The sequence below is a fragment of the Aeromonas sp. 603079 genome (assembly GCF_049172135.1).
GTDB classification, from domain to species: Bacteria; Pseudomonadota; Gammaproteobacteria; order Enterobacterales; family Aeromonadaceae; genus Aeromonas; species Aeromonas veronii.
The window spans coordinates 149,198-160,677 of the sequence record NZ_JAAKPX010000011.1 but is presented as its reverse complement, the minus strand read 5'-3'; the positions used below and the strand labels follow the sequence as shown (position 1 = coordinate 160,677).

The window sequence follows — 11,480 nt, the reverse complement described above, 5'->3', positions numbered from 1 at the left end:
GTTGGTTGGTTGGTTGGTTGGTTGGTTGGTTGGTTGGTTGGTTGGTTGGTTGGTTGGTTGGTTGGTTGGTTGGTTGGGAAGTTAGGGGCTGCACTACCGCAATCGGCTGGAGAGAGGAGCTCTGTGATAAGTGGCAGATAAAAAAAGCCCGCGCAGTGCGCGGGCTTGTTATCTCAGGACTGGTTATCAGGCCTTGGATTTCTTCTTGCCTTCAACCTTGGCTTCAACCGGGGCAGCAGTTACCGGAGCGGCTTCGGTGAACGGACGACCGTAGTAGGAGTCCAGCAGAACCTGCTTCAGCTCGCTGATCAGCGGGTAGCGCGGGTTGGCGCCGGTGCACTGGTCATCGAAAGCTTCGATAGCCAGCTGGTCAACCTTGGCCAGGAAGTCAGCTTCAGTCACGCCAGCTTCGCGGATAGAGGCCGGGATACCCAAGGTAGCCTTCAGCTCGTCCAGCCAGGTCAGCAGCTTCTCGATCTTGGCGGCGGTGCGGTCACCGGCAGCAGTCAGACCCAGGTGGTCAGCGACTTCGGCGTAACGACGACGAGCCTGCGGGCGGTCGTACTGGGAGAACGCAGTCTGCTTGGTCGGGTTGTCGTTCGCGTTGTAGCGGATGACGTTGCTGATCAGCAGGGCGTTAGCCAGACCGTGCGGAATGTGGAACTCGGCACCCAGTTTGTGAGCCATGGAGTGGCACACACCCAGGAAGGCGTTGGCGAACGCGATACCGGCGATGGTGGCTGCATTGTGCACCTTCTCACGAGCGATCGGGTCGTTGGCACCGTTCTGGTAGCTGGACGGCAGGTACTCTTTCAGCATTTTCAGGGCTTGCAGCGCCTGACCGTCGGAGTACTCGTTAGCCAGTACGGAAACATAGGCTTCCATGGCGTGAGTCACGGCATCGATACCACCGAAGGCACACAGGGACTTCGGCATACCCATGACCAGGTTGGCATCAACGATGGCCATGTTCGGGGTCAGCTCGTAGTCAGCCAGCGGATACTTCTGACCAGACACTTCATCGGTTACTACCGCAAACGGAGTGACTTCAGAGCCGGTACCGGAAGTGGTGGTGATACAGACCAGTTCGGCCTTCACGCCCATTTTCGGGAATTTGTAGATACGCTTGCGGATGTCCATGAAGCGCATGGCCAGATCTTCGAACGCAGTGTTCGGGTGCTCGTACATCACCCACATGATCTTGGCTGCATCCATCGGTGAACCACCGCCCAGCGCCAGGATAACGTCCGGTTTGAAGGAGTTGGCCATCTCGGCACCCTTGCGAACCACAGCCAGGGTCGGGTCAGCTTCTACTTCGTAGAACACTTCCACTTCCATATTCTGTGCTTTCAGCAGGCTGACCAGTTCATCGGCGTAGCCGTTGTTGAACAGGAAGCGGTCAGTTACGACCATGGCACGCTTTTTACCTTCCAGGTCGCTCAGAGCGATCGGCAGGGAACCACGACGGAAGTAGATGGATTTCGGAAGTTTGTGCCACAGCATGTTTTCTGCCCGTTTTGCGACTGTCTTCTTGTTGATCAGGTGCTTCGGACCCACGTTTTCGGAGATGGAGTTACCGCTCCAGGAGCCGCAACCCAGGGTCAGGGACGGAGCCATTGCGAAGTTGTACAGGTCACCGATACCGCCTTGGGTAGACGGAGTGTTGATCAGGATACGCGCGGTCTTCATCTTGTCGCCGAAGTACTTGATGCGGTCAGCGTTGCGGTCCTGGTCGGTGTACAGACCTGAGGTGTGGCCGATACCACCGATGTTGACCATGTCACAGGCCATATCAACGGCGTTTTCGAAGCTGCTTGCACGGAACATACCGAGCAGCGGGGACAATTTCTCGTGAGCAAACTCATCTTCTGCACACAGCTTGACGCCTTCACCAATCAGGATCTTGGTATCAGCCGGTACAGTCACGCCTGCCATCTCGGCAATCTTGGTGGCTGGCTGGCCAACGATGTTGGCGTTCAGGGCACCGTTGATCAGGATGACTTTACGTACCTTGTCAGCATCTTCTTTGGAGAGCACATGGCCCTTGTGGGATGCAAAGCGCTCTTTAACCTGGTCGTAGATGGCATCAACAACGATGACTGCCTGCTCGGAAGCACAGACCACGCCGTTATCGAAAGTCTTGGACATCAGGATGGAGGCAACGGCACGCTTAACATCGGCGGTTTCGTCGATAACGATAGGCACGTTACCGGCACCGACACCGATAGCAGGCTTACCGGAAGAGTAGGCTGCTTTCACCATGCCCGGGCCACCGGTGGCCAGGATCAGGTTGATGTCTTCGTGCTTCATCAGGGCGTTGGAGAGCTCAACAGACGGTTGGTCGATCCAGCCGATGATGTCTTTCGGCGCACCGGCGGCAACAGCGGCATCCAGTACCAGCTTGGCAGCGGTATTGGTGGAGTTCTTGGCGCGGGGGTGCGGGGAGAAGATGATGGCGTTGCGGGTCTTGAGCGCGATCATGGATTTGAAGATCGCAGTGGAGGTCGGGTTGGTGGTCGGAACGATACCACAGATGATACCTACCGGCTCGGCGATGGTGATGGTACCCATCTGATCATCTTCGCTCAGAATGCCGCAGGTCTTCTCGTCTTTGTACTTGTTGTAGATGTATTCGGAGGCGAAGTGGTTCTTGATAACCTTGTCTTCGATGATACCCATACCGGATTCTTCCACGGCCATCTGGGCCAGGGGGATACGGGCGTTGTTGGCGGCCAGGGCGGCGGCACGGAAGATCTTGTCTACCTGCTCTTGAGAGAAGCTGGCGAATTCACGCTGGGCTTCCTTAACGCGGGCGACCAGTGCATCCAGTTCAGCCAAATTGGTTACTGCCATGTTTATCTCCTGATTATTTGAAAACTGTTTAGTAAGACGTTGGCAATGCCCGGCAATTATAGTCGCCCTGTCAAGACGGTATCGTTGCAACAGCTTTTTCACATGCCTTACTAAATCGCTTTCTGAGTCGATTATAGAGCGGGGCTGACTCAGAAAAACTTGATCTGGATCATGTGTAACAAAAGAACAAAAGAAATTTTATTTCACAATCCTTGTTTGACTGATGTTATCGGAATGTGCATCAAAGGGAAAGGTGAGAGACTTGTTAATGCGGAGTAATAAACCACATTTATCAAGTGGTTAATTGCACTCGGCCATAGTATTACAGAGCTATTTTGGCGGTATAGGTTAGCAAATATGAGTGAATTGGTTTCAAAATCACCGACAAACGCACTTTATTCCAGCGTTTGTTGCAAAAATGATTGTTGTTTTAATCCATGGCTAATCCGCTTTATTCCCCAAGGGGGCCATTTCTGCCCCCTTTCCCGGTTTTTGCATTGTGGCTCTCTTGCCGAGTCAATGAAGTGATGTCTGGCCTGAAATAGTGGGAAGGCAAAGCCTGGATCCTCTCGAGTCGCTTGGTCATTCGGTCAGTCATCGTCGTACTCTCCGGTTATGATTAAGCAGGTTTGCGCTCACTTTTCTAACGCGTGTCGGGCGGTAGAAAGGGCTTTTGGCATCGGTTTATGCCAGTTAGCGCGGATGCATTAGATGAACTAACTAAAAAACCCTCAAAATGGTGAGATTATTTGATTGGTGCCCGCTCTGGCTATGATGTAAATTTACGCACGAAATTAATGGACTGGCCCGCTGGGCCCGAAACTCTATTGGAAGGCGCCTATGGCAGCAATTGACGTCTCGTTGTATCTGAAGTTTTTTGTCGGTTTGTTCGCAATTATCAACCCGCTTGGTTTGTTGCCGGTGTTTGTCAGTCTGACCAGCCACCATACCCAGGCCGAGCGGATGAAAACCAATACCACCGCCAATATCGCGGTGATGGTGATCCTGCTGGTCTCCATGTATATGGGGCAGCTGATCCTCGATGGGTTTGGCATCTCGCTGGCGTCGTTCCGGATCGCCGGTGGGTCGCTGATTACCCTGATTGCCTGGTCGATGCTGCAGGGCAAGCTGGGCGAGGTGAAGCACAACAAACAGGAAAAGGGCGAACTGGCAGTGCGCGAGTCTATCGCCGTGGTACCGCTGGCGCTGCCGCTGATGGCGGGCCCCGGTGCCATCTCCTCGGTGATTGTCTATGCCAGCCAGAGCCACTGGCAGCAGCTGCTCGGCATGTCAGTGGTTGTCGTGGTCTTCTCCTTCTGCTCTTGGCTCATCTTCCGCGCCGCGCCGCTGCTGTTCAAGATCATGGGCAACACCGGCATCAACGTGGTGACCCGTATCATGGGTCTTATCATGATGTCGCTGGGTATCGAGATCATGGTGGCCGGTATCAAGGGGGTTTTCCCCAGCCTGATGTGAGCCAGCTCCGCTTTATGAAAGCCGGTCCTCGTGACCGGCTTTTTATTGGTTGCTTTTTGCCCGGTCTTTTCTAGAATCGGTCGTTTGTGTGAAAAATGAGCGTTTTGTTGGTGTTTTAATACTGAAAAAGCGCACCTCAGCTGATTTTTTGACCAGAAAATGACGATTACCCTGACAATATCTGTTGCATTATCGGAATTGGCAGGGAATTATGCTGGGAGCGGGTTTTAACCCCGTCACTTTAAAAACGCATGGAATGTTCTTGTTGGAGTAGGGAAATGACTCATAAAAAAACAATGATTAACACATTGCTGGTGGCTGCACTGTTTGGTGGCGTCAATGTGGCTCAGGCTGCCGATGTCCCGGCGGGAACCAAGCTGGCTGAAGTCCAGCAACTGGTAAAAGGCAACGGTTCCGAGCCTGCGACCTTGGACCCACAGAAAGTTGAAGGAACGCCTGAGTCTGCAATTTTGCGCGACCTCTTTGAAGGTCTCGTGACATCCGGTTCGAAAGGGGAAGTTGTTCCTGGTGTCGCAGAGTCTTGGGAAACCAAGGATAACAAGCACTACGTCTTCCACCTGCGCAAAGATGCCAAGTGGTCCAACGGTGAACCTGTCACCGCACATGATTTTGTATATGCCTTCCAGCGTGCAGTTGACCCCAAGACAGCCTCTCCTTACTCCTGGTATCTGGAGATGCCAACTATTGCCAATGCTACAGAGATCATTGCTGGCAAGAAGCCGGCTGATACGCTGGGCGTGAAGGCGACCGACGACTACACCTTCGAAGTGCAGCTCGAGAAGGCTATCCCTTATTTCGTAACCATGCTCTCTCACACCACCACCTACCCGGTACCGAAGAAGGTCATCGAGAAGTATGGTGAAAAATGGACCCAGCCGGGCAATATGGTAGGTAATGGTGCCTACGTATTGAAGGAGTGGGTTGTTAATGAGCGAATTGGCTTGGAGCGTAATAAAAACTACTGGAATGATGCGAAAACGGTGATCAACAAGGTTACCTATCTTCCGATTCAGTCCACCAACGCGGAGCTAAATCGCTTCTTGGCTGGTGAAATTGATATGACATGGAACGTGCCTATCGAACGTTTCAAGCAACTCAAGAAAGATTACCCGGCTGATTTGAAGGTTGAAGGTCTGGTTTCTACTTATTACTACCAGTTCAACATCAAGAAAAAGCCGTTTGATGACGTGCGAGTGCGAACTGCTCTTTCTTATGCGGTCAATCGTGACGTGATTGCAGATAAAGTCATGGGGCAAGGGCAAAAACCCGCATATGGGTTGACGCCTGACTATGTCGATGGTTTTAAACCGGTTGCCCCAGAGTGGTCAAAAATGACCCAGGCCGAGCGTGATGCCAAGGCCAAGGCGCTGCTTGAAGAGGCAGGTTTCGATGCCAGCAAGCCGTTGAAGTTCGAGCTGCTCTACAACACCGATGACAACCACAAGAAAGTGGCTGTGGCCGTTGCTTCCATGTGGAAAAAACTGGGTGCAGAGGTCAGTTTAGTGAACCAGGAGTGGAAAACTTACCTGGAAACCAAGAAGCAGGGCCAGTTTGACGTGGGTCGTGCCGGCTGGAGCGCCGACTACAACGAAGCCTCATCCATGCTGGATCTGATGCAGACCACTCACGGCAACAACGATGGCAAGTACTCCAATCCAGCGTTTGACAAGTTGATGACCGACTCTCGTGATCAGGTTGATGCGGACGCTCGCAACAAGCTCTATGTCCAGGCGGAAGAGATCCTGGCCAAGGACATGCCGATCATCCCGATATACCAATATGTTCAACCTCGGATGGTCAAAGCTTATGTTGGGGGTTACCCAAGCAACCCGCTGGATAACCTCTACAGCAAAGATATGTACATCATTGCTCACTGATTTAAAGCAACAAGTCGCATAACAAGCAGGGCCCGCCAGACGGTGGGCCTTTATTACAACCGCGACCCTTTGGAAGCAGTACAGGACAGGAAATGTCTATGTTGAAATTCATTTTTAAACGGCTATTGGAAGCGATCCCGACTCTGCTGGTCTTGATCACCGTATCTTTCTTCATGATGCGTTTCGCCCCGGGTAACCCCTTTACCAGCGAGCGTTCACTGCCCCCCGAAGTCATCGCCAACATCGAGGCCAAATATGGGCTCGACAAACCCATTGGCATGCAATATCTCACCTACCTGGGCAACCTGGTGCAGGGTGATTTGGGCCCCTCTTTCAAATACAAGGATTTCACCGTCAATGATCTGGTGAGCCAGGCGCTGCCTGTTTCCGCCAAGATCGGGACCACGGCCTTCTTCTTCGCCGTGCTGCTGGGGGTCACTTTCGGCACCATAGCGGCACTGAAACAGAACACCATCATCGACTATCTGCTGATGTCGTCGGCCATGGCCGGGGTGGTGATCCCGGGCTTTGTGCTGGCGCCCTTGCTGGTGCTGTTTTTCAGTATTCATCTGGGTTGGTTCCCTGCCGGTGGCTGGCAGGGTGGTGGCATCCAGTTTATGGTGCTGCCGGTGTTCGGCATGATGATGTACTACATCTCCGCCATCTCGCGGATCATGCGGGGCAGTATGATCGAGACCATGAACTCCAACTTCATCCGTACCGCCCGTGCCAAGGGCTTGCCGCTGCGCCATATCATCCTGAAACACGCGCTGCGTCCGGCTATGCTGCCAGTGGTCTCCTATCTGGGCCCGGCCTTTGTCGGCATCATCACAGGTTCCGTGGTGATCGAGACCATCTTCGGCCTGCCGGGGATCGGTCAGCTGTTCGTCAACGGTGCCCTTAACCGTGATTACTCCATGGTGCTCGGTCTGACCATTCTGGTCGGCGCCCTCACCATCACCTTTAACGCTGTGGTCGATATTCTCTACGCCTTTATCGATCCCAAGATCCGTTACTAATTCGGGAGTTCATCATGGTTGTTTCAACTGAAAAACGCGATGCCGTCGAGGCGTTCGCGCAAAAAGTGGAAGTGGTGGAGGGACGCTCCCTGTGGAAGGATGCCCGTCGCCGTTTCCTGCGCAACAAGGCGGCCCTGACCAGCCTGATCATTCTGACCATCATCGGTCTGGCGGTCATCTTTGGCCCCCATTTGTCCCAATACACCTTTGACGATCCGGACTGGGGCGCCATGCAGTCGCCGCCCGATATGGAAGCGGGTCACTACTTCGGTACCGACAGCCTGGGGCGCGATCTGTTCGTGCGCACTCTGCTGGGTGGCCGGATTTCCCTGATGGTCGGTATCATGGGCGCCATGGTGGCGGTCATCATCGGCACCCTGTATGGCGCGGCCTCCGGCTTTATCGGCGGGCGGGTCGACAGCCTGATGATGCGGGTACTGGAGATCCTCAACGCCTTCCCCTTCATGTTCTTTGTCATCATGCTGGTCACCTTCTTTGGCCGCAATCTGGCACTCATCTTTATTGCTATCGGGGCGGTGAGCTGGCTCGACATGGCGCGTATCGTGCGCGGCCAGACTCTCAGCCTCAAGAGCAAGGAGTTTATCGAGGCGGCCCACGTCTGTGGCGTCTCCAAGTGGAAGATCATCACTCGTCACATCGTACCGAACGTACTCGGTATCGTGGCCGTTTACGCCACCTTGCTGGTGCCGGGGATGATCATGTTTGAATCCTTCCTGAGTTTCCTGGGCCTTGGGGTTCAGGAACCGATGACCAGCTGGGGTGCCCTGCTGGATGAAGGCTCCAAGTCGATGGAAGTGGCCATCTGGCAACTGCTGTTCCCCGCCGGTTTTATGGTGGTGACCCTGTTTTGCTTCAACTTCCTCGGGGATGGTCTGCGTGACGCCCTCGATCCGAAAGATCGTTAATCGAGCATCGGGTCGACAGGAAAGCATCACGAAAGATCGATAAGGAGTTTTTATATGAAGTTACTGGATGTGAAAGATCTGCGGGTCGAGTTCAAGACCCCGGATGGCAATGTGGTGGCGGTCAACGACCTCAATTTTTCTCTCTCTGCGGGTGAAACCCTGGGGATCGTCGGCGAGTCCGGCTCCGGTAAATCCCAGACGGCCTTTGCCATCATGGGGCTGCTGGCCAAGAACGGCATTATTACCGGTTCCGCCAAGTTTCAGGGGGAGGAGATCCTCAACCTGCCGGAGTCCAAGCTCAACAAGATCCGCTCCGAGAAGATCGCCATGATCTTCCAGGACCCCATGACCTCGCTCAACCCCTACATGAAGGTGCAGGATCAGCTGATGGAAGTGCTGATGTTGCATAAGGGCGTCAGCAAGGCGGAAGCGTTCGAAGAGTCGGTGCGGATGCTCGATGCGGTGAAAATTCCCGAAGCGCGCAAGCGGATGGGGATGTATCCCCACGAGTTCTCCGGCGGCATGCGTCAGCGGGTGATGATCGCCATGGCACTGCTCTGCCGGCCGCAACTGCTGATCGCCGACGAACCGACTACCGCACTCGACGTGACCGTACAGGCCCAGATCATGACTCTGATGAATGAGCTCAAGCGCGAGTTCAACACCGCCATCATCATGATCACCCATGACCTTGGCGTGGTCGCCGGTATCTGCAACAAGGTGCTGGTGATGTATGCCGGTCGTACCATGGAGTACGGCAAGGTAGACGATATCTTCTATCGCCCGAGCCACCCCTACACCGAAGGCCTGCTGCGCGCCATTCCTCGTCTCGATACCGAAGGGGAAGTGTTGCCCACCATCCCGGGCAATCCGCCCAACCTGCTGCGTCTGCCGACCGGTTGCCCCTTCCAGGAGCGTTGCCACCGTGTGAGCGAGATTTGCGGCCAGCAGTCACCGATCCTGACCCCGTTCAACGACGGTCGGGAGCGTGCTTGCCACTGGGTTTCGGATGCCATGAACAAGGGGGCCAACTAAATGGGTGCCGACAAAAAATTGCTGTTGGAAGTGTCTGACCTCAAGGTCCACTTCAGTATCAAGAGTGGCAAGGCGTGGCCTTGGGCCAAGCCATCCGATTTGAAGGCGGTCGATGGCGTTACCCTGCGCCTCTACGAAGGGGAAACCCTCGGCGTGGTGGGTGAATCCGGCTGCGGCAAATCGACCTTTGCCCGCGCCATCATCGGTCTGGTACCGGCCACCGATGGCAAGGTGGTGTGGCTGGGTGACGATCTCACCAAGCTCGATCAGAATGCCCTGCGCGAGAAGCGCAAAGAGATCCAGATGATCTTCCAGGATCCGCTGGCTTCTCTGAACCCACGCATGACCATCGGCGACATCATCGCCGAGCCGCTCATCACCTTCTATCCCAACCTGCCACGGGAAGAGGTGAAGGAGAAGGTGCGCGCCATGATGAGCAAGGTGGGGTTGTTGCCCAACCTGGTCAACCGCTATCCGCACGAGTTCTCCGGCGGCCAGTGCCAGCGGATCGGGATTGCCCGGGCGCTGATCCTCGAGCCCAAGATGATCATCTGCGATGAGCCGGTGTCAGCGCTTGATGTCTCTATCCAGGCACAGGTGGTCAACCTGCTCAAATCCCTGCAAAAGGAGATGGGGCTGTCGCTCATCTTCATCGCCCACGATCTGTCGGTTGTCAAACATATCTCCGATCGGGTGCTGGTGATGTATCTGGGCAACGCCGTTGAGCTGGGGACTCGCAAGGAGATCTTTGCCAACCCGTTGCATCCCTACACCAAGGCGCTGATGTCCGCGGTGCCAATCCCGGACCCTGAGCTGGAGCGCAACAAGGTGATCCAGATCCTGGAGGGGGACTTGCCCTCACCGATGAACCCGCCGTCCGGTTGCGTGTTCCGCACCCGCTGCCCGGTGGCTGGCCCCGAGTGCGCCAAGACCCGCCCTGTGCTGGAGGGTAACTTCGATCATGCGGTCTCCTGCCTCAAGGTCGACCCGCTCTGATGGGGATGTGTTGAACCTGCTTGCGGGGCTCCTTGATGGGGCCCCGATTTATTTCTGGCGGTAGTGAAGATGCCTCTTGGCGTTATCTTTTACCGCTGCTACTATCCGCGCAACAAGGGGAGTAACTTCTCGCCGGTTTGTCGTCATTACGGTGCACCCATTTCCTGCAGTGCACCCGGCAGCCGGGCAGTCGATGCAAATCAGCTGTAAGTGAGACCTTGCCGAGAGGCAAGGTGTATCTGCTCCAAACGCAAACCCACGCCTCTCGGTCGTGGGTTTTGTCGTTTTTGGGAGAAGTGAACATGGGTGAATGGTGGATGTGGACCGGTTTCTTCAGCATAGTGCTGGTCCTGTTATGGATAGACATACGCTTTGTTGGTGGCGGCAAGTCACACAAGGTGTCCCTCAAAGAGGCGGGCGTCTGGTCCCTCATCTGGATCAGTGTTGCTCTGCTCTTCAACCTGGCCATCTGGTTTTGGCTGGACCACAGCGCTGGCCGTGACATTGCCAACCAGAAGGGATTGGAGTTCCTCACCGGCTACCTCATCGAGAAAGCGCTGGCAGTGGACAACGTATTCGTCTGGCTGATGCTGTTCGGTTACTTTGCCATTCCGGCCGAGCTGCAGCGCCGGGTGCTGCTCTATGGAGTACTGGGTGCCATCGTGATGCGTGCCGGTATGGTGTTCGCGGGTAGCTGGCTCATCGAGCAGTTCCACTGGATCCTCTATCTGTTCGGCGCTTTCCTGCTGCTGACCGGTGCCAAGATGCTGTGGGCGGCCGACAAGGAGCCGGACTTGGCCAACAATCCGCTGCTAGGCTGGATGCGCCGTCGTTTCAAGGTGACCGAGACCCTGGAAGGGGAGAAGTTCTTCGTCTGGCGTGACGGTGTGCGCTATGCCACCCCGCTGCTGCTCATTCTGGTGTTGGTGGAGGTGAGCGATCTCATCTTCGCGGTGGACAGTATCCCGGCCATCTTCGCGGTGACCACGGATCCCTTCATCGTGCTGACCTCCAACATCTTCGCCATCATGGGTCTGCGCGCCATGTACTTCCTACTGGCGGGTGTGGCTGATCGCTTCGCCCTGCTCAAATACGGTCTGGCGCTGATCCTGATGTTTATCGGGGTCAAGATGCTGCTGCTGGATATCTTCAAGATCCCGACCGGCATAGCACTGGGCGTAGTCGCGTTGATCCTGCTGGCATCCATGGGGCTGAGCCTGTTTGTGACCCGTAAAAAGGCCGCTTAAACGCAACATCATTTAATACCAAACAACAAG

Annotated in this window: 8 protein-coding genes; 7 read left to right on the top strand and 1 reads right to left on the bottom strand. The window is 55.0% G+C overall.

Features of this window, described 5'->3' with window-relative positions:
• Positions 1-186: 186 nt before the first annotated feature.
• The gene (gene adhE, locus G5287_RS10385) at positions 187-2,853 is read right to left on the bottom strand and encodes a bifunctional acetaldehyde-CoA/alcohol dehydrogenase (protein ID WP_019446648.1); all 2,667 of its coding nucleotides are present in this window, start codon (positions 2,851-2,853) and stop codon (positions 187-189) included.
• A gap of 840 nt (positions 2,854-3,693) precedes the next feature.
• Here adhE and G5287_RS10380 point away from each other — a divergent pair.
• From G5287_RS10380 to G5287_RS10350, 7 genes are all read left to right on the top strand, one after another.
• Entirely contained in the window at positions 3,694-4,329 is a 636-nt protein-coding gene (locus G5287_RS10380) for a YchE family NAAT transporter (protein ID WP_005337678.1), read from the top strand.
• Between the two features lie 278 nt (positions 4,330-4,607).
• Positions 4,608-6,227, top strand: coding sequence for an ABC transporter substrate-binding protein (locus G5287_RS10375; protein WP_227342374.1), 1,620 nt, complete (start codon positions 4,608-4,610; stop codon positions 6,225-6,227).
• Positions 6,228-6,325: 98 nt separating this feature from the next.
• On the top strand, positions 6,326-7,246 hold the full coding sequence (gene oppB / locus G5287_RS10370) for an oligopeptide ABC transporter permease OppB (protein ID WP_005337672.1): 921 nt from the start codon (positions 6,326-6,328) through the stop codon (positions 7,244-7,246).
• 14 nt (positions 7,247-7,260) lie between these two features.
• Complete coding sequence (oppC, locus tag G5287_RS10365) at positions 7,261-8,172, top strand: oligopeptide ABC transporter permease OppC (protein ID WP_139407229.1); 912 nt, start codon at positions 7,261-7,263, stop codon at positions 8,170-8,172.
• Positions 8,173-8,226: 54 nt separating this feature from the next.
• Positions 8,227-9,207 (top strand): ABC transporter ATP-binding protein, encoded by a 981-nt coding sequence (locus tag G5287_RS10360; protein ID WP_005337668.1) that lies wholly within the window; start codon positions 8,227-8,229, stop codon positions 9,205-9,207.
• Positions 9,208-10,203 (top strand): murein tripeptide/oligopeptide ABC transporter ATP binding protein OppF, encoded by a 996-nt coding sequence (gene oppF, locus G5287_RS10355; RefSeq protein WP_005337666.1) that lies wholly within the window; start codon positions 9,208-9,210, stop codon positions 10,201-10,203.
• Positions 10,204-10,505: 302 nt separating this feature from the next.
• On the top strand, positions 10,506-11,450 hold the full coding sequence (locus tag G5287_RS10350; protein WP_227342375.1) for a TerC family protein: 945 nt from the start codon (positions 10,506-10,508) through the stop codon (positions 11,448-11,450).
• Positions 11,451-11,480: the final 30 nt, after the last annotated feature.